This window comes from uncultured Rhodoblastus sp., from assembly GCF_903903185.1.
In the GTDB taxonomy this organism is placed as follows: domain Bacteria; phylum Pseudomonadota; class Alphaproteobacteria; order Rhizobiales; family Beijerinckiaceae; genus Rhodoblastus.
Window position 1 is genome coordinate 1 of sequence record NZ_CAIUXT010000159.1, and the last position, 21,830, is coordinate 21,830.

Here is a 21,830-nt window from a genome sequence, read left to right on the forward strand (position 1 = left end):
AGGCTTGGCGAGCGGGAGAGCGGGACGGTCCGTCTGGAAGAGGCGGTCTCAGCCTATCGCGCGGCGCTGGAGGAATGGACGCGAGAGCGCGTTCCGCTCCAATGGGCGACGACGCAGAACAATCTCGGCAATGCGCTTCTGAGGCTTTGCGCGCGGGAAAGCGGGACGGCGCGGCTGGAGGAAGCGGTCGCAGCCTATCGCGCGGCGTTGGAGGAATTGACGCGCGAGCGGGTTCCGCTCGATTGGGCGGCCACGCAGAACAATCTCGGCACCGCGCTTCGGAGGCTTGGCGAGCGGGAGAGCGGGGCGGAGCGTCTCGAGGAGGCGGTCGCTGCCTTTCGCGCGGCGCTGGAGGAATGGACGCGCGAGCGCGTTCCGCTCCAGTGGGCGATGAGCTTCGGCAATCTGGGCGTGGCGATGCTTGCGCTCGCTGACCGGAAAGGCGATGGCGCTCTGGCGCGTCAGGCCCTGATGCAGATTGAGACGGCGCTGGAAACGCTGGAAGCGGGCGGGCATGAGGCCTTCGCCGCCTTTTATCGCGCGCAAATTCCCGCCGCGCGGGCGCTGGTCGAAAAGCTTGGCGGCGGGGGCTGAGGGATGCGGGTTCGCTCGAAACGCTGGCGGGCCTGTCCCCTCTCCCCGCGTGCGGGGAGAGGGTTAGGGTGAGGGGCCGGGTGATTGGCCGTGATGCTGATTAAGTATCTGAAATTGAAGGTTCTATGGACATTGTTGCTCATCGCCCGGCCCCTCACCCCTGCCCTCTCCCCGTAAACGGGGAGAGGGAGTTGGCGCCCTCACGCCCCTTTCTCATCGCAAGGGAGAAAAGGCGTCGGATTTCGCGAGGAAAAGCCGCGCCCCGGTGACGGAGCGCGGCTCGAAAAAGCGTTGGGCGCCAAAAAGATATCCCGATCTAACCCTTGGCGTTGTGCTGCGCCGTTTCGATCTGCTTTTTAACGGGATCGAAAGCGGCGGTGAATACGGCGGTCGTCAATTCGGCGATACGCCGGCTATCGTTGGCGGCGGTTTCCAGGCCGTCCTTGATCAGCTTTTGCTGCAATGCCAAAAACTCCGACGGGCTTTTCACGGCGACGAGCGCCGCCACGGCGGCGGTCAGGCTCTTGACATTGTTCGACGCCAATTCCTGATACGTACCGGTCAAGTCCTTGAGGGCCGCAGCGGAGCCTTTTCCGCTTTCGGCCAGAGTATTGGAACTGTCAATCGCGATCTTTTTCGCAGTCTGGGCGCTCCTGGAAAGGGTGTCGGCGCCATCATTGGAGATCTGCTCTATGGTCGGGTTTGCCATGACTCGAAATCCTCGGTTATTGATGCCTGATTGCGGCTTTCGTAACGTAATCGTCGGGGAGATGGCGGCGAGGATCGGATACTACTCATTTTGGGTCGAATGTGGGGCGCGTCTCCCGCTCTCTGGAGCGGCAAGGTCGCGCGAGTCCGGAACCGCCACCGGCAGCCGGAGTTCATCCCTTGCGGGAGAAGGAAGCGCCGTTCAAGCCAGATTCTGTTTTGGGAAGCCGGGGGTGGACCAGGCTTCGCCCTGCTTGGTCACGCCATAGGCTTCGGCTTTGAAATGGCGCAGCAGGCGCCGGCCCTCTTCCGGGCCGACCACGGAAACGGCGGTGGACAGCGCGTCGGCCAGGATGGCTTTTTCGGCGATGACCGAGACGCAGGCGAAGGCGGCGGGCGAAGCGCCCGTGCGCGGGTCCAGGATGTGGTGGCGCGAAAAATCTTCCGACCATGTGTAGGCGTAGTCGCCCGCCGTCGCCATGCAGCCGGTCAGCGGCGCCGTGCCGAGCATGGCGTCGGCCACGCGCGGATGCTTTAGGGCCGCCGTCCAGTCGCGGTTGTTGGCGTTGCGGCCCAAAGCTTCCATTTCGCCGGTATCGACAAAGGCCTGTTTGACGCCCCGCTCGGCGAGCAGTTTGGCGACGCGGTCGGCGGCGTAGCCATGGGTCAGGCTGTTGAGGGTGACGCCCATGCCGGGGCGCTCAAAAAAAATCGCATCGGCGTCGAAATGGACGCGATGCTGGCCGATCAGGCTGCGCGCTTGCGCCGCTTGTTCGTCGCTCGGCCAGGCGCCGCGTTTGGCGAAAGAATCGTAGAAAATCCACAAAGGTTGCACGGTGACGTCGAAGGCGCCGTTGCTGGCTTCGTGCATGTCCCGCGCGGTCGCCAGCATGTCGAGCAGGGCTTGATCGGGTTTTTCGAGCCGCCCCGTCGCGTTGAGTTTGCGGATGTCGCTGCCGGGCGTGGACAGGCCGGCGATGCGCTCTAGCCGGCGGATTTCGGCGAAACCGGCGTCGAGCGCCGCCTGCGCTCCCGGAGCTTCCAGGCCGACCACGGTCAGGCCGACGGCGGTGTCGAAGGCGACGCCCACGCGGCGGTGAGTTGGCGCGTCGGAAAAGGCCTCGACGCCGAGCGCGCCAAGGCCCGCGCCGACCAGCGCGAGTTGCAGCATCTGCCGGCGATCCGGCTTTTGAAGTTTCATTGCGCCGCCTCCAGCTGTTTGTGCTGCTCCCGGCGCGCGTGTTTTTCCTGCACGACGATGGGCACGCAGAGTTGGGGATTGTCGATGATGACCACGCAATCCATGCATTGGAAACATTCGGAATAGACAATTTCGCCGGTTTTTTCGATGGCGCCGTAGCGGCATTTGACCCGGCACAATTGGCAGGGCGCGCCGCATTCCTTGCGGCGCGGAATCCAGTCCCAGCGGCGCACGAAACTCAAGGCCGCGAAGGCCGCGCCGAGCGGGCACAAATAGCGGCAGAAGAATTTGTAATGGAACATGCCGGCGATCAGCAGCGCCACGGCGTAAAGCACGAAGGGCGCGGAGCGCATGAAGAGCAAGGTGATCGATGTCTTGAACGGCTCGACTTCCGCGACTTTTTCGGCCTGCGACGAAAAGAAAAAAGCCGTGACGAGGATCGCCGCCAGCACCAGAAATTTCGGCAGGCGCGACAGGCGCTCATAACGCTGCGGCAGGCCGAATTGGCGCAGGCGCAAAAGTCTCGCGATTTCGCCGGCGAATTCCTGCAAGGCGCCGAAGGGACAGAGCCAGCCGCAGAACGTGCCGCGCCCCCAGACGAAAAGCGCGGCGATGCCGAACAGGGTCACGATCAGCGTCGGCGGGTCCCACAGGAAGAACCCGAACGTGCCCTCGCCCTTGATCGCCTTGACGAGGCCGAACAGCCACACAATCGACAATTGCGCCTGCGCGATCCAGCCGATGAAGAACAAGGTGAAGGCCAGCCAGGCGAGGCGGAAGGCGCGGAATTTCTGTGGCGAAAAGGTCAGCGCGCGCTGGCGCGCCAGAGCGACGGCGAGCACCGCGAGGCCGGCCGAAATGATGCCGATGTCGCGCGCGCGGCTGCGCCAGATCGAACCGATGCCCTTGCCGTCGTCGCTCGGCGGCAGGTCGAACAGATTTTGCGGCAGGCCATAGGCCAGCGAAAAATCGCGCGTCACCTGTTCGGGAAAAATCTGGCCTTTTTCGCGCAGCACGCGCAGCACCAGTTCCGAAGGCGAGGCGGGATCGAAGGCGGCCTGCGGCGCGATCCGCATTATGGCGACATCGCTGTTTGCGAGATCGAGGCCTGCGGGCGTCGGCAGGTCGAGCGTGTCGCGCCAGGCGAAATCGCGCCAGGCGACGGGCGCGCCCGCCTGGTTGAGGCCGATCAAATTCGGGGTCGCGCCGGGCACGAACGACTCGGGCATGAAGGTCCAGCGGCCGCTCGACAGCACCAGCATGGCGGGCGCGCCGTCGAGCTGGTCCATCAGCTTGCGCCAGTGCTTTTCGCCGAGCAAATTGCGTCCGACGAGGGGGACATCGACTTCGGCGAGATAGACATCGGCGAAGGCGCCTTGCGGGTCGGCGAGACCTTTTTCATCGACGCCTTCGACGACGGTTCCGGCGAAGCTCTTTTCGACTTGGCGATTGGTCAGATGCAGATGGCGGATCAGCCCGCGTTGCAGCATCTGTTCGAAGCTCAGCGGTTCAAAAATCTCCGGCTTGACATGGGCGGCGCGGTTGGGGTCGCGGCCCCTCGAAAACCCGAGCCGCTCGCGCGCCACCTGCAGCGCCGAATTGACGATGGTTTCGTTGATGATGCGCACCGAGGCGGTCGCCTTGGCGACGCCGTTTATTTCGGCGGCGACGCTTTCAGCAGCGGTCTTGGTCGCGCCCGGCGCGACGATCTTGATCGATTGCCGCAGCGACTTGCCGGCATATTGGCGGACGAAATCCATCAGCGGCTCGGGGCCGAGGCCATCGACGAAAACCGGCTCGTGCTGGTCCAGAACCTTGACGTCCAGCAGTTCGCCCGAGGGCTTGATCGCGATCAGCAGATTGACCGGCGTGCCTGAAAAACCGGGGATCGGTTCGAAATCCAGCGACTCGAACGCATAGGCGGCGAGGACGTCGCCATTATAGCTTTGCCGGAAGATCGGCCAGACCGGCAGGGTCGCGTCGCGCTCGCCGACGGTGAAAGGCTTGGGAAAGAACATTTCCATCGCCGCCCGGTCGAGCGACGACGCACGCGCCGCGTGAACGGAAAAGCTCAAGCAGAGCGCCGCCGCCAGCAGGGTCACGATGCATGATAAACCTGCGGCAAGCCGCGAAAAGCCGGAATTTTTCACGGGCGCTTTCATCTCCCCGATTAAGGTTGTGCCAGCGCGAAAACATCGCCTATAGTACTTTGGCCCAATGGCGCGAGATCGTCTTCGCGCCGCGGGGCGCCCGCCGGAATAACAGCAATGCACGGCGGGCGGGGAGGACACGGGCCAGTGGAAATGAGTGAAAGGCGCGCCGACGGCGTCGTCATCGCCTCGACCAGCGCGCCGAGCGCCGAGGCGGCGGCGCGGGAAATCGCGGCCTCGATCACGAAACAGCTGGCGGCTGGCGGCGAAAGACCGGAAGAGGCGCTGGCCGGCCTCGTCTGTTTCATCTGCGCCAGCTACGACGCCGCGCGTTTCGCCGCCGAAATCCACAAAGCCCTGCCGGGCGCGCCGATTTACGGCTGCACCACCGCCGGCGAATTGTCGCTCGAGGGCTGGGTGTCCAGTTCGATTGTCGCCATCGGCTTCCTGCGCCGGGATTTCTCGCTGGTCGCGCACATGATGCAGGAATTGTCGCATTTCGGCGTCGAGGAGGGCCACGCCTCCATCGCCGAGGCGCGCGCGGCGCTGCTCGCCATCGGCCCCGATATCGAGTCCGACCATTGTTTCGGCCTGCTGCTGATCGACGGCATGTGCCGGCGCGAAGAGGCGGTGATCTCGGCGCTCTATTCGGCGCTCGACGACATCCCGGTGGTCGGCGGCTCGGCCGGCGACGGCATGAGCTTCGAAAAAACCTGGATGATCCGCGATGGCGAGGCGTTCCGGGACTCGGCGCTGTTGCTGTTGTTTCACACCGACCTGCCCTTCGCGCCGTTCAAATGCGATTATTTCGAACCCTCCGCGCTCAAGATGGTGGTCACCGACGCCGATACCGAATTGCGCATCGTGCGCGAACTCAACGCCGAGCCGGCGGCGACCGAATATGCCCATCAGGTCGGGCTGGTCGAAAGCCGGCTGGATTCGGCCTCCTTTGCCTCGCATCCGGTGCTGGTCGGCGTCGGCGGCCAATATTACGCCCGCTCGATCCAGAAGGTGAACGCCGACGGATCTTTAAGCTTTTTCTGCGCCATCGACGAGGGGCTGGTGCTGACCGTCGCCAAGACGCTCGACGCCTACGCCAGCACGCTGGCGACCTTCGAGCGGCTCGAAGCCGAACTCGGCGCGGTCTCGCTACATATCGGCTTCGATTGCGTGCTGCGCCGCCTCGCCGCCGAGCGCCAGCAGATCGCCCACCGCCTCTCCGACCTCTACCGCCGCCACCGCGTCGTCGGCTTCAACACCTATGGCGAGCAATATCGTTCGATGCATGTCAACCAGACCTTTACCGGCATTGCGCTGGGCTATCGCCGCGCCGAACCGGCGGAGACGCCATGACGCTGGAGACCACCGAAAACAGCGACGATTTCAAACGCCGGATCGCCAAGCTGGAGAAAATCAACCGCGCCCTGATGTCGCGCGTCGAGCGCTCCGTCGATAGCCAGTTCAATGCTTTTTCGCTGTTCGAGACCGCGATTGCGCTCGATCATCAGGTGCGCCGCCGCACCCAGGAATTGCAGCAGGCGCTGCGCTCGATCGAAAAGGCCAAACGGCAGGCCGAGGCGGCCAGTTCGCTGAAGACCACTTTCGTCACCTCGGTCGGCCATGACCTTTTGCAGCCGCTCAATGCGGCGCGGCTGGCGCTTTCGGCGCTCGGCGAATTGCAGGTCGAACCCGACGGCGGCGACCTGATCGATCAGGTCGATCGCTGCCTCTTGACGCTCGAAGACCTGATCCGCACCCTGCTCGACCTGTCGAAACTCGACGCCGGCTTCATGAAGCCCGAGATCCGCGCCTTCGAACTGGGCGACGTGCTGGAGCCGCTGACTCGCGATTTCGCGCATTTCGCCCGCAAGCGCGGCCTCAAGCTGCGCATCGTCGGCTCGCGCCGCACGGTGGCCTCCGATCCGCTGATGCTGCGCCGCATCTTGCAGAATCTTCTCGCCAACGCCTTGCGCTATACCTCGCGCGGCGGGGTGCTGGTCGGCGCGCGGCGGCGCGGCGACCGCGTGCTGGTGCAGGTCTGCGACACCGGGCCGGGTATCCCGGAAAACCATCGCGAGGCGATTTTCCAGGAATTCCGGCGCGAACACGACGACACGCCGGGGCAGACGGGATTCGGCCTCGGCCTCGCCATCGTCCGCCGTTTCGCCCAGGCGCTCAATCATCCGGTGCGACTCGCCTCCAATCTCGGGCGCGGCTCGACCTTTTCCGTTCTGCTGCCGATTGGCGACGAAACAGCGGTCCGGCCGCCGGCAGGCCCGCCGCTGCGCGCCTATCCGAACGTCATCGCCGGCGCGAAAATCCTGCTGATCGAGAACGAGCCCGCCGCCAGCGAGGCGATGGTGCTGTTGCTGGAGCGCTGGGGCTGCGATGTCGCCGCGGCGCCCTCAGGGATGGAGGCGATCGAAAAAGTGCGCGCTTTCGCCAATCCGCCGCAGATCGTCATCGCCGATCTTCACCTCAACAATGGCGAGCGCGGAACGCAGGCGATTCAGGCGGTGCGCGCCGCTTTCGGTCCCGATCTGCCGGCGCTGCTGATCACCGGCGATCACTCGGCCAGGGCCGAAGAAGAAGCGCGACTATCCGGGCTCGAAATGCTAAAGAAGCCCGTTCGTCCCGCCGAACTGCGTTCCTTGCTCTCATTCCTGCTGGCTTGAAAATAGGACTTTATTACGGGCGGACCTGAGGGGGCCAAGGTGATTAAATCGGAATGCAACAAATCACCATACTCACGATCGACGGATAATTGACGCGATTGGGCGAGCCGGCGGGCCGCGCGCGGACAACGTCCAAAAAGACCAAGCGGAGCAAAAGCTTATGCAAGCCAAGGTTCTCATTCTTTCCGCCGCCCTTGTTTCCGGCCTCGCCTTCGGCGCGCAGGCGACCGAGGACGCGGCGCCGAAAGGCGACGTTGTCGCGGGCTCGAAAGTCTTCAACCAGTGCCGGCAGTGCCACCACATCGGCGTTGGCGCGACGAATTTTTACGGCCCCTCGCTGAACGGCCTGATCGGCCGGCCCGCCGGCACCTGGCCAGGCTATAATTATTCCGAAGCCAACAAGAAATCCGGCAAGGTCTGGGACGTGCCGACGCTGACCTCCTACCTGAGGCAGCCGCAGCATGACGTTCCCTCGACCTACATGACCTTCAAGGGCCTGACCAGCCAGACCGACATCGACAATGTCATCGCCTATATCGCTCAGTTCGGCACGAGCGGCGGCAAGATCACCGACAGGTAATTTTTCGCGCGCGGGCGAAAATCCTAAAGCTTTGCCAAACCGCCAGACTCCTGTCTGGCGGTTTTGCCGTTTGGCGCTGCGCGCCGCCTTCAAAAAAACGGGGGTTTTCAATTCGCCTGAAATGGCGTTTCTGCGCAACCACTGTTCATCTCGAAGGGCGACCTCGAAGACGGTCCGGCATTCCGCCCTGTCGCGCGGAAAAACAAGGAACACCCAATGAAGGAATTCTTTTCGGCGGAAGATCACATCGTCATGACGCTCGAAGAGGTCTGCGTCAATATTTCCTGCGGCCTGCATCCCTGGGAGCGCCATCCCGAACGTCCGACCCGGCTGATCCTCACGGTGCGGCTCTATGCGCCCCTGCGCACGGCCCGCGCCGCCGATGCGCCGATCGTCGATTACGACATCGTGCGCAAGCGCATCCTCGATCTGGAGAACGAGGGCCATATCGATCTGCTCGAAACCATCGCCGACCTCATCGTCGACAGTTGTTTCGCCGAACCGCGCGTCGCCGCCTGCGGCGTGACCATCCGCAAGCCCGACATCTACAACGAGAGCCGTGGCGCCGGCATCGACCTGTTCCGCACCCGCGCCGGCTGGAGCGGCAAGAAGTGAAGACGGCGCTGATCACCGGCGCCGCCAGCCGGCTCGGCGTCCCGATGGCGCATTTTTTCGCAGGCCAAAATTATCGCGTGCTGCTGCATGTCAACCGCTCGCGCGACAAGGCGCTGGAACTGGCGCGCGACCTCGCCGGGGCCGGCGCGCGCGCGCAAGTGCTCGCCGGCGATTTCACCGAACAGGCGTCGATCGCCGCCTTCTGCGAAGAATTGACGACGCGGTTCGGCGCGCCCGATGTCATCGTCAACAACGCCTCGGTGTTCGAACATGATTTTCCGGGCGAAGCCAGCGCCGACAAGCTGGCGGAGAGCCTTTCCGTTCACGCCATGGCGCCGTTCATGATTCTGGAGGCGGTCGCGGCAGCGAAACACCCGCAGGCGTCCGTGACGGCATTCAATATCCTCGACCAGAAGCTGCTCTCGTTCAACGCCGATTATTATTCCTACACGCTCGGCAAAAGCGCGCTGATGGCGCTGACCTCCATCTGGCAGGGCGCCGGTCGAGCGGACATGCGGGTGTTCGGCCTGCTGCCCGGGCTGATGTTTCCCTCGGGTTCGCAGACGCAGGAGAGATTCGACGCCGACCAGAAGAAAATCCCGACCGGGCGCGCCACCCCGGCGGAAGACATCTGCGCGCTGATGGGGTTTTTTCTCGCCCATCCCGACCTGCCCGGGCAGATGCTGCCGATCGACGGCGGCGAACATCTGGTGGTCCGCCGCCGCGACATCGCCTTCGAATGAAGGTTTCGGCAATCCGGCCGTTGCGGCCCGCAGGGTTCCACTGCGCGGAAAAAGGCGTTAATACCGCGCCATGCCCATGACCATCACCCAGGCCTTCACCTTCGAGGCCGCGCATCATCTGCCGAATGTGCCCGATACGCATCGCTGCCGGCGGCTGCACGGCCATTCCTATCGCGTCGAGTTGCGGCTCGGCGGCGCCGTCGAGGCCTTTTCCGGCTTCGTCGTCGATTTCTTCGACGTCGAGAAAATCTTCCAGCCGCTACTGGAGCGGCTCGATCATCATCTGCTCAACGAGATCGAGGGGCTGGAGAACCCGACGGCGGAAAACATCGCCTGGTGGATTTACCGGCAAGTCAAGCCGGACCTGCCGCCGCTCGAAGCGGTCAAGGTGTTCGAGACCCCGATGTGCTGGGCGGAATATTGCGCCTGATCCGGCGTCGCGATGCAGCCGATTATTTGCACAAAATAGCGCCGGTCGAAATTCGCGCTCTGTCTAAAGTTTACTGTCCGCCTAAGCTTTGCGGTCTTGGCGACCCCATCCGTTTCCGCTATCTTTTCTCGTCCCGGGAGGCAAACATATGACCATTAACAGCAAGATTCGACAATCCGACCATACGGCGCCGAGCTTGGATGTGGGCGCACCGGCGGCCTTGAGCAATCAGAAGCTGCTGGAGTGGGTCGAAACAATGGTCGCCCTGTGCAAGCCCGACAAGGTGCATTGGGTCGACGGGTCGCAGGAGGAGTACGACGAACTCTGCGACCAGATGGTCGAGGCCGGCACCTTCATTCGCCTCAACCCGGAAAAGCGGCCCAACTCGTTTCTGGCGCGCTCGCACCCTTCCGACGTCGGCCGCGTCGAGGACCGGACCTTCATTTGCTCGCTGAGCCAGGAGGACGCCGGACCGACCAATAATTGGGCCCCGCCCGAGCAGATGCGCGAGACGCTGCATAACGCGTTCGACGGCTGCATGCGCGGCCGGACGATGTACGTCATTCCGTTCAGCATGGGTCCGCTCGGCTCGCCGATCGCCAAGATCGGCGTACAGATCACCGACAGTCCCTATGTCGTCGTCAACATGAAGATCATGACGCGCATGGGCTCCAAGGTGCTCGAAGTGCTCGGCGACGGTCCGTTCATCCCGTGCATGCATTCCATCGGCGCGCCGCTGGCGCCGGGCCAGGCGGACGTGCCCTGGCCCTGCGAGGCCGATATCGGCAAAAAATACATCGTGCATTTCCCGGAGACCTACGAAATCTGGTCCTACGGCTCCGGCTATGGCGGCAATGCGTTGCTCGGCAAGAAATGTCTCGCCTTGCGCATTGCCTCGGTGATGGCGCGCCACGAAGGCTGGCTCGCCGAACATATGCTGATCATGGGAATTCACGCCCCCGACGGCGAGAAAACCTATATCGGCGCCGCTTTCCCGAGCGCCTGCGGCAAGACCAATCTGGCGATGCTGGTGCCGCCGGCGGCGCTCGAAGGCTGGAAAGTGACCACAGTCGGCGACGACATCGCCTGGATCAAGAAGGACGATCACGGCGTGCTGCGGGCGATCAATCCCGAGGCCGGCTTCTTCGGCGTGGCGCCCGGCACCAACACCAAGTCCAACCCCAACGCCATGGCGAGTTGCGCCAAGAACGCCATCTTCACCAATACCGCGCTGACCGACGACGGCGATGTCTGGTGGGAGGGGATGACGGACCAGCCGCCCGCCCATCTGATCGACTGGACGGGCAAGGACTGGACTCCGGACGCCGGGCGCCCGGCCGCGCATCCGAACTCCCGGTTCACGGCGCCGGCCTCGCAATGCCCGAGCATCGACCCCGACTGGGAGAATCCCGCCGGCGTGCCGATCAGCGCCTTCGTGTTCGGCGGACGCGCGAGCAAGGAAATGCCGCTGGTGTTCCAGGCCTTCAACTGGAGCCATGGCGTCTATCTCGCGGCGACGATGGGATCGGAGGCCACGGCGGCGGCGATCGGCGTGACCGCGACGCGGCGCGACCCGATGGCGATGCTGCCATTCTGCGGCTACAACATGGCCGATTATTTCAGCCATTGGCTCAGCGTCGGCAGGCGCGTCGCCAATCCGCCGCGCATCTTCCGCGTGAACTGGTTCCGCCGCGACGAGGACAACAAGTTCATCTGGCCGGGCTTTGGCGAGAACATGCGGGTGCTGAAGTGGATCGTCGAACGCGTGCATGGCCGCGGCGCCGGCGTCGAGAGCCCCATCGGCTGGATGCCGCGGCTGGAGGACATTGACTGGCGCGGCCTCGACTACGACAAGGAGACGTTCTACGAGCTGATGTCGGTCGGTCGCGAGGCCGGGACGCTGGAGGCAAGGGCCCACGAGGAATTGCTCGACCGGTTCTTCGATCGGCTGCCGAAGGAATTCGTCTACGAGCGGGAGCTGTTGCGGTCTCGGCTGTGGCGGTCGCCGGATCGCTGGGAACTCGCGCACGAACGTCAATAGGCCAAAAAAGATCACGCCTGGGGCGCGTCGGGAGAACTCCGGTTCACCGAACGCGCTCCGGGTTTTTGATTTTACGCGGTCGGCGCCTCGGCCTACTCGGCGAGATCGCGCGGATCGTAGCGGCGCAGGGTCGAGCAGAATTCGCAGGTCACGCCGATCATGCCGTCGTCTCCGACCATGTCGTCGCGTTCCTTTTGCGAAAAGCTGCGCAACATGGTTTCGACCCGCTCGTCGGAGCAGCGGCAGGATTCGCGCAGCGTCTGCGCCGCAAAAGCCTTGACGCCGCGCTCGTGGAACAGGCGATAGGCGAGGTCTTCCGAGGCGAGGCCGGGGTCCAGCAATTCATGATCCTCGACCGTGGCGGCGAGCGCCTTGGCTTCGAGCCAGATCTCGTCCTCCGGCCGCGTCTCCACCTGATGGCCCTCCGGTGCGTCGCCGGGATGAAAATCGGCGAGGCGCCGGCGCTCGGGCGAATGCGGCAGGAATTGCGCCAAAAGGCCGCCGGCGCGCCAGCGCGCGCCTTTCGCGGTCACGACCTGGCCCGCCGCCAGCCTGATATAGGTCGGAATCTGCTCGGATTGCTGGAAATAGGTCCGCGCCGCGTCTTCGAGCGAGCCGCCCTCGATCGGCGCCACGCCCTGATAGCGCGAAACTTCGGCGCCCTGTTCGATGGTGAAGGCGAGATGGCCTTTGCCGAGCAGCGCCGCCGGGCCGGGATTTCCAGCTTCCGCCAGAAGGGCGGCCAGACGAGCGGCATTGAACCGGGCGAAGGCGCGCAGGCGGTCCGGGGCGTCGAAATCCACCACGATCATGTCGACAATGCCGTCGGTGCGCGTCTGCAACTGGAAACGGCCGTCGAATTTGAGCGCCGTGCCAAGCAGCACGGTCAGGACGGCCGCCTCGCCGAGCAGCAGGGCCACCGGTTCGGGATAGGCGTGGCGGGTCAGCAGGGCGTCGAGCGCCGGCCCGAGCCGCGCCAGCCGCCCACGCAGATCGAGGGCCTCGACGGCGAAGGGCAGCACGCAATCGTCGGGCGCAGGCGCGGCCGGCAGGCCGGTTGCGAAAAAGCCGGAACCGGGCGCGGTTTTCGGCGGCGTCATTTTCGGCGGCGTCATGACCCGACCTCCAGACACCAGGCGAGAATGCCCTTTTGCACATGAAGGCGGTTTTCCGCCTCGTCGAACACCAGCGATTGCGGCCCGTCCATCACCGCATCGGTGACTTCCTCGCCGCGATGGGCCGGCAGGCAATGCATGAAAACCGCGTCCTTGCCGGCGAGGCGCATCAATCGGCTGTTGACCTGATAGGGCGCGAGCAGCGCATGACGCAATTTCTCGTCCTTGTCGCCCATCGACACCCAGCAATCGGTCAGCACACAATCGGCGCCGCGCACCGCCTCCTGCGGATCGCGCATCACATTGACGACGCCGCCCTGGGCGCGCGCCTCGGCGATCAATTCGCTGCGCGGGGCCAGTTCCTCGGGCGAGGCGATGTCGAGGGTGAAGCCGAATTTCACCGCCGCGTGAATCCAGCTGGTCAGCACATTGCAGGCGTCGCCGACCCAGGCGACGCGCGCGCCGGCGATGGAGCCGCGATGCTCCTCGAAGGTCATCAGATCGGCCATGACCTGGCAGGGGTGGGTGCGCTTGGTCAGGCCGTTGATCACCGGCACAGTGGCGTGTGCGGCCATCTCCATCAGGTGTTCGTGGGTCAGGATGCGGATCATGACGATATCGACGAAACGCGACAGCACGCGCGCCGTATCGGCGATGGTTTCGCCGCGCCCGAGCTGCATTTCGGCTCCGGTCAGCATCAGGGTCTCGCCGCCGAGCTCCCGCATCCCGACGTCGAAAGAGACGCGGGTGCGGGTCGAGGGCTTGTCGAAAATCATCGCCAGGGTGCGGCCGAGCAAAGGCCTTTCCTGCGCCCGATGGCCCTTGCGGCGCCGGCTCTTGATCGAGCCGGCCAGTTCGAGCATGGTTTGCAACTGCTGCAGGGAAAAGTCTTCGATTTCCAGAAAACACCGACGCGATGCGTCGATTTTCGGCGCATTCATCCACCGGCTCCTTGCAATTTTTCCGGCGACGCGATCTCGAAATGACGGCAGGCGGCTTCGAGCCGGCGCGCGCCCTCGCGGATTTCCTCGTCGCCGACGATCAGCGGCGGCAGGATGCGAACGACATTATCCGCCGCCGGAATGACGATCAGCTTTTCCGCGCGGGCGGCGGCGGCGAATTCACCGTTGGGGACGCGAAGGCGAAGGCCCTGCATCAGCCCCTCGCCGCGAATTTCCGCGATGACGCTCGCGTGGCTCGCCGCCAGCGCGGCGAGGGACTGGCGCAGAACCAGGCCCTTGCGGGCGACCTCGTCGAAAAAGCCCGGCGCCAGCAGAATGTCGAGCACGGCGGCGCCGCAGGCCATGGCGAGCGGATTGCCGCCATAAGTGGTGCCGTGGGTTCCGGCGACCATGCCCTTGCCGGCCTCGGCGGAACACAAAACCGCGCCGAGCGGAAAGCCGCCGCCGATGCCCTTGGCCGTAGCGAGAATGTCGGGCGCCACGCCGTAAAGTTCATAGGCGAAGAGTTTTCCCGTCCGCCCCATACCGCATTGCACCTCATCGAAAATGAGCAGAAGTTTCTTGTCGTCGCAGATTTCCCGCAAACCCCTGATGAATGGGTTTGAGCCGACGCGAATGCCGCCTTCGCCCTGAACCGGCTCGACCAGAATGGCGCCCGTCGCCGGCCCGATGGCCGCGCGCGCAGCGTCGATATCGCCAAAAGGAACCTGGTCGAAGCCATCGACCCTGGGGCCGAACCCTTCCAGATATTTGGCGTTGCCGCCCGCGGCGATGGTCGCCAGGGTGCGCCCGTGGAAGGCCCCCTCGAAGGTGAGGATGCGGAAACGCTCCGGGGCGCCGTTCACATAATTCCACTTGCGCGCCATCTTGATCGTCAATTCGAGCGCCTCGGCGCCGGAATTGGTGAAAAAGGCGAAATCGGCGAAAGTCGCGGCGGTCAGGCGGCTGGCGAAAGCCTCGCCTTGCGGAATCTGGAACAGATTGGACGTGTGCCAGATTTTTTGCGCTTGCCGATTCAACGCCTCGACGAGATGGGGATGGGTGTAGCCGAGGCTCGACACGGCGATGCCGCCGCCAAAATCGAGATATTTTTCGCCGGTCGTCGAGGTCAGCCAGGCGCCCTCTCCGCTTTCGAAAGCCAGCGGATAGCGCGTATAGGTCGGAAGAATCGCTGAAGTCACTTATGGAACTCCGATCGTCGCCCGCGACGTGGACTTAACCCAAAAGCCCGTTTCAAGTGTTTGGATCGAACCCAAAGACGTTAAATCGTCGGCCTCGATCGCAGCCGCCCGCCCTGGGCCCGAAAATGAAAGCGCCGCCCCGCGGGGACGGCGTCGTCAAGCCACCAATTTAGAAAATCCGGGCGGCAAGGTCAAATTCGGAAATGGCCGCCGGGCGCGGCTTTCGGCGCGTATCGCGGCGCGTCTGACTTTCCGGACCCTGGCCCGCGTATTCGCACGTGTTCGGATCCGATTTTTTCCGGCGCCGCTCTGGCTTTTGCGCGGAAAGCCTGTTGAAAAGTTCCCGAAGAGGCGCCGAACTCTTGCGCCCGATTCAACGACTAGTGTAGTCTTCCACTTGTGAACTACGACATCTCGTTCGGCGCGCGTTTGATTGGCGCCGGCTTTGGTCGCTCCTCGTTCCTGTCGGTCCTCGTTTCTGTCGAAGGATTTGCCGGCGGCCGCGCTGTTTCGCGGCCGAAGGGGAAACTGTCTGCGAATGAAGCCGGACCTGCGACAGGGACGGGACTGGCGGCGACGACGCGGGCGGGGGAATGCGCCAGGGAATATTGCGTGGGAATATTGCTTGCGTGGAATTCTTTAAAACGCCAAGCCGGGCGCCAAGCCCGCGCTCAATCTGGCCTGCGCCTCGAAGCGACGGCCGACCAATGGGAGACCGATGCCATGTCCTGGACCGATGAACGCGTCGAGCTGTTGAAAAAAATGTGGCTCGAAGGCTTGAGCGCCAGCCAGATCGCCGGAGAACTGGCGCATGGCATCACCCGCAACGCGGTGATCGGCAAGGTGCATCGGCTCGGCCTGTCCGGCCGCGTCAAGTCGCCCGCGCCGGCCCCGGCGCGCGCGCGCGTCAAGATGCGCCCCGGAGACGAGCCCCGTTCCGCCGACGAGGCGTCCGGTCCTGTCGCCCCGGTCAGCCACGGCAATCTCGCTCTGGCGGCGCAAGCCCGCCCCGCGCCGGCCCCGGCGCCGCGTCCGGCCAGCGAGGAAGTGGTCGTTCCGATCTCCCAGCGCGTCAGCATCATGGAATTGCGCGAATCCATGTGCCGCTGGCCGCTCGGCGACCCCTCCACCGCCGAATTCCGCTATTGCGGCTCCAGGAACAAGACCGGCGGCGGCCCCTATTGCCCCCATCACGCGCGCATCGCCTATCAGCCGGCGCAGGATCGCCGCCGCGATCGCGAAAGAAAAACCGCGCGGGCCTGAGTTTTCAGCAAGTTGCTGAAAAATGAGGACGATGCGGCTCGCGCTCCGAGGCGCGGCGCCCGGCGTTTTTTCCACATCGCGCCGACGCATGTTCCGACAAGCGTTCCGAACGGGAACAGGCGGCGTTCGCCCGGGCGCTATCTTGAGCGCGGCTGCGGTTGCGGTCGCGCGCCGCGCCCCGCGCGCGCATGCTCTTCGAGACGCGGGCGCAGTTCGGGTTGCGGGGGGCCGAGCCGCCCAGACTCCTCACTATCCACCGCATGGGCCATGGTCACGGCGACCTGTTCGGCCATGCAGCGGTAGCCGCGATCGTTCATGTGGAGATGATCGGGGCCGGTCAGATCCTCGCGCCCGGTCGCTTCGGCCAGTTTGCGCATGGCGTCGTAGCGCGACACCAGGGTGACGCCCTCGCTGCGCGCGACCTGCGCGGTCGCCTCGCGCACCGCGTCAAAGGCCGGATTGCCCGCCAGTTTGCGCGTCCATTGCGGCCCGATCATCAACACATCAAATTGGCCCGCCTTGAGATATTGCAGGGCGTCGCGCAAGATCGACTGGTAATCGGCGATGACCGCGCCGGTCAGCGCGTCATTGGTTCCGACCTGCCAGACCACCAGATCGGGCGCAAGTTTCGGCATTTCGCGGCGCAGCCGTTCGACGGTGCGGCCGGCGGTCTCGCCGCCGACGCCGAGATTGATCACTTCGAAATCCTGCTCGGGAAGGGCCAGTTGCAGCATGGCGCGCAATTGCGAGGGATAATTGGCGGCAGGCGAACTGGCGCCGACGCCCTCGGTGGAGGACGAACCGATGGTCGCGATACGCAGGCGACGGTGGTTTTCGATCGCGCGCGACAGGCGCGGCAAGGCGGCGATGCCCGCCGGCATGGCGTCGGCGACGCCACAGGATGATTCCGACGCCGCTTGCTGGGCGCGCTGATTCCCATGGATGCCGCCGGGAACAACGGCCGGAAAGGCCATGAACGCGGCAAGCGAGGCGAAGGGAACGAGGAAAAACCATTTTCTCATGCAGGACGCATCCGGCGAGCCGATCATTTATTATGCCTTTTGCGGGCGGCTGCGTCCATGCGCCCGAAATGCGTCCTTAGAATGAAGGCGCGCAATCGCCTTTCCTCCGGCGCCCTGTCAACCGGCGCCGAATTTGCCGCGCAGCGCGGCGGCGACCGGTGACAAGGGACCCAAAAATGTTCTTTTCCGCAGGCAAATCGGCGATACTGCGCTTATGATCGATCATCGCCTGTTCGCGCCCGCCGCCCCCCGCAATCGCGGCCCGATTCTCGATGTGTTGCGCGATACGCTGCCGAAATCGGGGCTGGCGCTCGAAATCGCCAGCGGCACCGGCGAACATGTCGTGCATTTCGCGGCGGCTTTGCCGGATCTGACCTTCCAGCCTTCCGATCCCGGCGCGGACGAGCGCGCCAGCATTGCGGGCTGGATCGCCGCCTCGGGCGCGAACAACGTTCTGGCCCCACTTGCGCTCGACGCCGCGGCATTGCCCTGGCCGATCTTGCGCGCCGACGCCATCCTCTGCATCAACATGATCCATATCTCGCCCTGGGCCGCGACCGAAGGGCTTTTTTGCGGCGCATCGACGCTGTTGGCTTCAGGCGCGCCGCTGGTGCTTTACGGCGCCTACAAGCGCGGCGGCGTCCATACGGCGCCGGGCAACGCCGCCTTCGACGAGGCTTTGCGCCGGCAAAACCCCGAATGGGGCGTGCGCGATCTCGAAAAAGTTGCGGCGTTGGCCGAGGAGTCGGGTTTTGGGGCGCCGCGGATCGTGGAAATGCCGGCCAATAATCTTTGCGTGGTTTTTCGCCGGATGGGCGGGTAGCTGCGCCAATCGGATGAACAGGGACGACGAGCGCGAATTCCTTCTCCCCTTGCGGGAGAAGGTGGCTCGCGCGAAGCGCGAGACGGATGAGGGGGTGACCGCAACGTGCGGTGCGCCGGGAGTGCGAGGCGAGAACCCCTCATCCGGCGCTTCGCGCCACCTTCTCCCGCAAGGGGAGAAGGGACAGCGGCCTGACTGTCGCCTTGTGGCTTGCACCGGATTGCACTGGCGGCCAGTTCACGCCGATTGATTTTCCCGCAATAAGTATTACTTTTCATCGAGAGGTAATACCATGACCACCAAAATGACCGTCAAAGGCCAGGTGACTTTGCCCAAGGCCGTGCGCGACGCCGCCGGCATCAAGCCGGGCGACCGGGTCGAGGTGCGCCATGTGCGGGGCGTCGGCGTGGTCATCGAGCGACGGCCCGACGACGCGCGGGAGGCGTTCCGCCTGCAACTCGAAGACATCTCGCGGCGGCAGCCCTTCAAGGGGCTGAACGCAGACGCGTTGACGGATTTGACGCGGGGCGAGGATTGATCGTCGTCGATACCAATATTCTCGTCGATATCGCCGGACCGCGCACGCAATGGCGCGATTTTTCGCGCGAGGCGCTTGCCCGCCATTTCGACGATGGGCCGCTCATCGTCAATTCCTCGATTTTCGCCGAGTTCTCGCTGGGGTTCGATTCCGCCGAGGCCTGCGAGGCGGAAATCGCGCTGATGGGCCTGACCTATCAGGAAATTCCCCGGCTTGGGCTCTTCCTTGCCGGACGGGCGTTCAAGCATTATCGTCGTCGCGGCGGCAGCCGAAGCTCGCCCCTGCCCGACTTTTTCATCGGCGGCCACGCCAGCGCGCTCGGCGCGCCGATTTTGACGCGTGACGTGGCAAGATATCGGACCTATTTTCCGGAAGTGCGATTGTTTGCCCCGAAATGATTTGACGAGCCGTAATGCCCATTCCCGATTTCCAGACCCTCATGCTTCCAGTACTCAAATCTTCCAGAAATGGCGAAGTCAGAATCGGCGACGTCGTCGAGCAACTCGCCAATGCGTTTGCCTTGAGCGACGAAGAGCGCGCGACACTCCTGCCTTCAGGCCGCCAGACAACTTTTGCCAATCGCACCCATTGGGCCAAGTCGTATCTTGGCAAGGCGGGCTTGATCGAAGCCGTTGGCCGAGGCCGTTTCAGAATTACTCCGCTAGGAATCGATGTGCTTGCCGGAAAACCGGAGCGTATCGACATCAGGTTTCTCAACCAGTTTCCGACCTTCAGAACATTTCAGGGGAAGAACGACGAGGCCGAAAGCGCGATTGTCGACTCGCACAGCCAGCGCGGCGAAGAGTCGAATTCACTCACGCCCGACGAAACCATGCGAGCGGCGCATCAGGCGCTTGAAACCCAATTGGGCGCCGATGTACTCGACCGAATTCTCGCAGCCCCACCTGAATTTTTCGAGCGGCTGGTGGTCAAGCTTTTGACCGCCATGGGCTATGGCGGTTCTACGGCTGAAGCCGCAAGGGCTTTGGGTCGCAGCGGCGACGGCGGCGTCGATGGCGTGATCGATCAGGACGCCTTGGGGCTGGATCGAATTTACGTTCAGGCGAAAAGATATGCGCGCGAAAACGCCGTAGGATCGGGCGCGATACGCGATTTTTTCGGCTCGCTCGACCGGTTCAAAGCCGCCAAGGGCCTATTCGTCACGACCTCTTCCTTCACCGGTTCGGCCCGCGAAACGGCCGAGTTCCTGAGCAAGCGCATCGTCCTCGTCGATGGAAACCAACTCACGAAACTGATGATCCGGCACGAAGTCGGATGCCGGGTCGAGGAGACGCTGCATATCAAGCGCATCGACGAAGAGTTTTTCGAATAGCAAATGTGACGCTATCGCATGACCAAACGTCGGTCATTTCGAGCAGCGAAGCGACGCGGCAATCCAGTGACCGCAATCCGTGTCTGGATTGCTTCGCTCCGCTCGCAATGACGCCCACGTTAATAAATGGGTGAAAAAGCCGGACCTCACGACCCGGCTCCAGAAATTCGGAATGATATCCAACACTTAACGCGAGAACTTCTTGTACTTCATTCGATGCGGAATCAAACTATCCGCTCCCAACCGCCGTTTCTTGTCTTCTTCATATTCGGCAAAGTTGCCCTCGAACCATTCCACATGGCTGTCGCCTTCAAAGGCCAGCATGTGGGTGGCGACGCGGTCGAGGAAGAAGCGGTCGTGCGAGATGATGACCGCGCAGCCGGCGTAATCGCCCAAGGCCTCTTCGAGCGCGCGCAGCGTGTCCACGTCGAGATCGTTGGTCGGTTCGTCGAGCAGCAGGACATTGGCGCCTTTTTTGAGCATTTTCGCCAGATGGACGCGGTTGCGCTCGCCGCCCGACAGCATTTCGACCTTTTTCTGCTGGTCGGAACCTTTAAAGTTGAAGGTCGAGCAATAGCCGCGCGAGTTGATCTCGCGTTTTCCGAGATAGATGACGTCATTGCCGCCGGAAATTTCCTCCCAGACGTTCTTCTTGCCGTCGAGCGAGTCGCGCGACTGATCGACATAGCCGAGTTGCACGCTTTCGCCGATGGCGATCGCGCCGGCGTCCGGCTTGTCCTGACCGGTGATCATGCGGAAAAGCGTGGTCTTGCCGGCGCCGTTCGGGCCGATGACGCCGACGATGCCGCCGGGCGGCAGCTTGAAGCTCAGGTCGTCGATCAGCAGCTTGTCGCCAAAACCCTTCGACAGATTCTTGAATTCGATGACGTTCTGGCCGAGCCGCTCGGCCACCGGAATGACGATCTGCGCGGTGGTCGCGGCCTTGTCGTTCTGCTTGGCGACGAGATCGTCGTAGCGCTGGATGCGCGCCTTGGACTTGGCCTGACGCGCCTTCGGGCTGGCGGCGATCCATTCGCTTTCCGCCTCGATGGCGCGCTGGCGCGCCTCGTCCTCGCGGCCTTCCTGCGCCAGCCGCTTCTGCTTCTGCTTGAGCCAGCTCGAATAATTGCCCTCGTAGGGGATGCCGCGACCGCGATCGAGTTCGAGAATCCAGCTCGTCACATTGTCGAGAAAATAACGGTCATGGGTGACGATCAGGATGGCGCCGGGATAGGCGCGCAAATGGCCTTCGAGCCAGTTGACGGTCTCGGCGTCGAGATGGTTGGTCGGTTCGTCGAGCAGCAAGAGTTCAGGCTGTTCGAGCAGGAGCTTGCACAGGGCGACGCGGCGGCGCTCGCCGCCCGACAGTTTTTCGACCGCCCAGTCGTCGGGCGGACAGCCGAGCGCGTCCATCGCCTGCTCGACCTGGCTGTCGAGATCCCACAGCCCCTTGGCCTCGATCTCGTCCTGCAATTCGGTCATTTCGTCGGCGGTCTCGTCGGAATAATTCATCGCCAATTCGTTGTAGCGGTCGAGAATGGCCTTCTTGTCGGCGACGCCAAGCATGCAATTGCCCCGCACGTCGAGCGTTTCGTCGAGCTTGGGCTCCTGCGGCAGATAGCCGACGCGCGCCCCTTCGGCGACAAAACCTTCGCCTGAAAATTCCTTGTCGATCCCGGCCATGATGCGCAGCAGCGTCGATTTGCCGGCGCCGTTGACGCCGAGCACGCCGATCTTGGCGTCGGGGTAAAAGGACAGGTGGACATTGTCCAACACCTTCTTGCCGCCGGGCCAGGTTTTGGTGAGACCCTGCATGTGGTAGACAAATTGCCGCGCCATGGGCGTGAATGCTTTCC

20 protein-coding genes and 1 pseudogene are annotated in these 21,830 nt (G+C 63.7%); 13 read left to right on the forward strand and 8 right to left on the reverse strand.

The annotated features are described in order from the left end of the window. Positions 1 to 594 (forward strand): annotated as a pseudogene (locus tag QZY01_RS15105) (tetratricopeptide repeat protein); the annotation flags it as partial. 316 nt (positions 595 to 910) lie between these two features. On the opposite strand, the gene QZY01_RS15110 reads toward QZY01_RS15105, so the two are convergent. The 3 genes from QZY01_RS15110 to QZY01_RS15120 all read right to left on the reverse strand — a co-directional run bounded on the left by QZY01_RS15110 (position 911) and on the right by QZY01_RS15120 (position 4,653). Beyond that, positions 911 to 1,303 (reverse strand): phasin family protein, encoded by a 393-nt coding sequence (locus QZY01_RS15110; RefSeq protein WP_294538511.1) that lies wholly within the window; start codon positions 1,301 to 1,303, stop codon positions 911 to 913. Between the two features lie 201 nt (positions 1,304 to 1,504). Continuing rightward, positions 1,505 to 2,503, reverse strand: coding sequence for an FAD:protein FMN transferase (locus QZY01_RS15115; RefSeq protein ID WP_294538514.1), 999 nt, complete (start codon positions 2,501 to 2,503; stop codon positions 1,505 to 1,507). Further along, entirely contained in the window at positions 2,500 to 4,653 is a 2,154-nt protein-coding gene (locus QZY01_RS15120) for a 4Fe-4S binding protein (RefSeq protein WP_294538516.1), read from the reverse strand. The genes QZY01_RS15115 and QZY01_RS15120 overlap by 4 nt, the downstream gene beginning before the upstream one ends. Positions 4,654 to 4,806: 153 nt before the next feature. On the opposite strand from QZY01_RS15120, the gene QZY01_RS15125 reads away from it, so the two are divergent. From QZY01_RS15125 to QZY01_RS15155, 7 genes are all read left to right on the forward strand, one after another. Beyond that, positions 4,807 to 6,006, forward strand: coding sequence for an FIST N-terminal domain-containing protein (locus tag QZY01_RS15125; protein WP_294538518.1), 1,200 nt, complete (start codon positions 4,807 to 4,809; stop codon positions 6,004 to 6,006). Further along, positions 6,003 to 7,328, forward strand: a complete 1,326-nt coding sequence (locus QZY01_RS15130) for a hybrid sensor histidine kinase/response regulator (protein ID WP_294538521.1) — start codon at positions 6,003 to 6,005, stop codon at positions 7,326 to 7,328. The genes QZY01_RS15125 and QZY01_RS15130 overlap by 4 nt, the downstream gene beginning before the upstream one ends. A gap of 160 nt (positions 7,329 to 7,488) precedes the next feature. Continuing rightward, a complete protein-coding gene (locus tag QZY01_RS15135) occupies positions 7,489 to 7,908 on the forward strand; it encodes a cytochrome c family protein (RefSeq protein ID WP_294538524.1) in 420 nt (139 codons plus the stop codon). A 216-nt stretch (positions 7,909 to 8,124) separates the two neighbouring features. Then, a complete protein-coding gene (locus QZY01_RS15140) occupies positions 8,125 to 8,523 on the forward strand; it encodes a dihydroneopterin aldolase (RefSeq protein WP_294538528.1) in 399 nt (132 codons plus the stop codon). After that, complete coding sequence (locus QZY01_RS15145; protein ID WP_294538531.1) at positions 8,520 to 9,266, forward strand: SDR family NAD(P)-dependent oxidoreductase; 747 nt, start codon at positions 8,520 to 8,522, stop codon at positions 9,264 to 9,266. Before QZY01_RS15140 ends, QZY01_RS15145 begins: the two co-directional genes overlap by 4 nt. Before the next feature lie 76 nt (positions 9,267 to 9,342). Further along, complete coding sequence (gene queD, locus QZY01_RS15150) at positions 9,343 to 9,696, forward strand: 6-carboxytetrahydropterin synthase QueD (RefSeq protein ID WP_294538534.1); 354 nt, start codon at positions 9,343 to 9,345, stop codon at positions 9,694 to 9,696. A gap of 148 nt (positions 9,697 to 9,844) precedes the next feature. Then, positions 9,845 to 11,737, forward strand: coding sequence for a phosphoenolpyruvate carboxykinase (GTP) (locus tag QZY01_RS15155; RefSeq protein ID WP_294538535.1), 1,893 nt, complete (start codon positions 9,845 to 9,847; stop codon positions 11,735 to 11,737). A 92-nt stretch (positions 11,738 to 11,829) separates the two neighbouring features. On the opposite strand, the gene QZY01_RS15160 is transcribed toward QZY01_RS15155, so the two are convergent. From QZY01_RS15160 to QZY01_RS15170, 3 genes are read right to left on the reverse strand one after another with little or no spacing between them, the layout of a single operon-like run. Then, positions 11,830 to 12,852, reverse strand: coding sequence for an Hsp33 family molecular chaperone (locus tag QZY01_RS15160; protein WP_294538538.1), 1,023 nt, complete (start codon positions 12,850 to 12,852; stop codon positions 11,830 to 11,832). Then, a complete protein-coding gene (argF, locus tag QZY01_RS15165; protein ID WP_294538541.1) occupies positions 12,849 to 13,793 on the reverse strand; it encodes an ornithine carbamoyltransferase in 945 nt (314 codons plus the stop codon). Before argF ends, QZY01_RS15160 begins: the two co-directional genes overlap by 4 nt. Next, positions 13,790 to 14,995 (reverse strand): aspartate aminotransferase family protein, encoded by a 1,206-nt coding sequence (locus QZY01_RS15170; protein ID WP_294538543.1) that lies wholly within the window; start codon positions 14,993 to 14,995, stop codon positions 13,790 to 13,792. Before QZY01_RS15170 ends, argF begins: the two co-directional genes overlap by 4 nt. A 723-nt stretch (positions 14,996 to 15,718) precedes the next feature. Here QZY01_RS15170 and QZY01_RS15175 point away from each other — a divergent pair. Then, a complete protein-coding gene (locus tag QZY01_RS15175) occupies positions 15,719 to 16,258 on the forward strand; it encodes a GcrA family cell cycle regulator (RefSeq protein ID WP_294538545.1) in 540 nt (179 codons plus the stop codon). Between the two features lie 137 nt (positions 16,259 to 16,395). Here QZY01_RS15175 and QZY01_RS15180 read toward each other — a convergent pair whose 3' ends face one another. Continuing rightward, a complete protein-coding gene (locus QZY01_RS15180; RefSeq protein ID WP_294538548.1) occupies positions 16,396 to 17,280 on the reverse strand; it encodes an SGNH/GDSL hydrolase family protein in 885 nt (294 codons plus the stop codon). Positions 17,281 to 17,494: 214 nt separating this feature from the next. On the opposite strand from QZY01_RS15180, the gene QZY01_RS15185 reads away from it, so the two are divergent. The 4 genes from QZY01_RS15185 to QZY01_RS15200 all read left to right on the forward strand — a co-directional run bounded on the left by QZY01_RS15185 (position 17,495) and on the right by QZY01_RS15200 (position 19,974). Further along, positions 17,495 to 18,103, forward strand: a complete 609-nt coding sequence (locus QZY01_RS15185; protein ID WP_294538551.1) for a DUF938 domain-containing protein — start codon at positions 17,495 to 17,497, stop codon at positions 18,101 to 18,103. 292 nt (positions 18,104 to 18,395) lie between these two features. Then, complete coding sequence (locus tag QZY01_RS15190; RefSeq protein WP_294538553.1) at positions 18,396 to 18,641, forward strand: AbrB/MazE/SpoVT family DNA-binding domain-containing protein; 246 nt, start codon at positions 18,396 to 18,398, stop codon at positions 18,639 to 18,641. Continuing rightward, a complete protein-coding gene (locus tag QZY01_RS15195) occupies positions 18,638 to 19,039 on the forward strand; it encodes a type II toxin-antitoxin system VapC family toxin (protein WP_294538555.1) in 402 nt (133 codons plus the stop codon). Before QZY01_RS15190 ends, QZY01_RS15195 begins: the two co-directional genes overlap by 4 nt. A 14-nt stretch (positions 19,040 to 19,053) precedes the next feature. After that, entirely contained in the window at positions 19,054 to 19,974 is a 921-nt protein-coding gene (locus QZY01_RS15200; protein WP_294538558.1) for a restriction endonuclease, read from the forward strand. Positions 19,975 to 20,160: 186 nt separating this feature from the next. On the opposite strand, the gene ettA is transcribed toward QZY01_RS15200, so the two are convergent. Further along, positions 20,161 to 21,813, reverse strand: coding sequence for an energy-dependent translational throttle protein EttA (gene ettA, locus QZY01_RS15205; protein ID WP_294538560.1), 1,653 nt, complete (start codon positions 21,811 to 21,813; stop codon positions 20,161 to 20,163). Positions 21,814 to 21,830: the final 17 nt, after the last annotated feature.

Excerpts from the sequence above, each read along its gene's own strand:
- QZY01_RS15200 (WP_294538558.1), top strand. The coding sequence starts at position 19,054 with ATGCCCATTCCCGATTTCCAGACCCTCATGCTTCCAGTACTCAAATCT.
- QZY01_RS15185 (WP_294538551.1), top strand. The coding sequence starts at position 17,495 with ATGATCGATCATCGCCTGTTCGCGCCCGCCGCCCCCCGCAATCGCGGC.
- QZY01_RS15125 (WP_294538518.1), top strand. The coding sequence starts at position 4,807 with ATGAGTGAAAGGCGCGCCGACGGCGTCGTCATCGCCTCGACCAGCGCG.
- QZY01_RS15180 (WP_294538548.1), bottom strand. The coding sequence starts at position 17,280 with ATGAGAAAATGGTTTTTCCTCGTTCCCTTCGCCTCGCTTGCCGCGTTC.
- argF (WP_294538541.1), bottom strand. The coding sequence starts at position 13,793 with ATGAATGCGCCGAAAATCGACGCATCGCGTCGGTGTTTTCTGGAAATC.
- queD (WP_294538534.1), top strand. The coding sequence starts at position 9,343 with ATGACCATCACCCAGGCCTTCACCTTCGAGGCCGCGCATCATCTGCCG.
- QZY01_RS15135 (WP_294538524.1), top strand. The coding sequence starts at position 7,489 with ATGCAAGCCAAGGTTCTCATTCTTTCCGCCGCCCTTGTTTCCGGCCTC.
- ettA (WP_294538560.1), bottom strand. The coding sequence starts at position 21,813 with ATGGCGCGGCAATTTGTCTACCACATGCAGGGTCTCACCAAAACCTGG.
- QZY01_RS15130 (WP_294538521.1), top strand. The coding sequence starts at position 6,003 with ATGACGCTGGAGACCACCGAAAACAGCGACGATTTCAAACGCCGGATC.
- QZY01_RS15160 (WP_294538538.1), bottom strand. The coding sequence starts at position 12,852 with ATGACGCCGCCGAAAATGACGCCGCCGAAAACCGCGCCCGGTTCCGGC.
- QZY01_RS15190 (WP_294538553.1), top strand. The coding sequence starts at position 18,396 with ATGACCACCAAAATGACCGTCAAAGGCCAGGTGACTTTGCCCAAGGCC.
- QZY01_RS15140 (WP_294538528.1), top strand. The coding sequence starts at position 8,125 with ATGAAGGAATTCTTTTCGGCGGAAGATCACATCGTCATGACGCTCGAA.
- QZY01_RS15115 (WP_294538514.1), bottom strand. The coding sequence starts at position 2,503 with ATGAAACTTCAAAAGCCGGATCGCCGGCAGATGCTGCAACTCGCGCTG.
- QZY01_RS15175 (WP_294538545.1), top strand. The coding sequence starts at position 15,719 with ATGTCCTGGACCGATGAACGCGTCGAGCTGTTGAAAAAAATGTGGCTC.
- QZY01_RS15110 (WP_294538511.1), bottom strand. The coding sequence starts at position 1,303 with ATGGCAAACCCGACCATAGAGCAGATCTCCAATGATGGCGCCGACACC.
- QZY01_RS15155 (WP_294538535.1), top strand. The coding sequence starts at position 9,845 with ATGACCATTAACAGCAAGATTCGACAATCCGACCATACGGCGCCGAGC.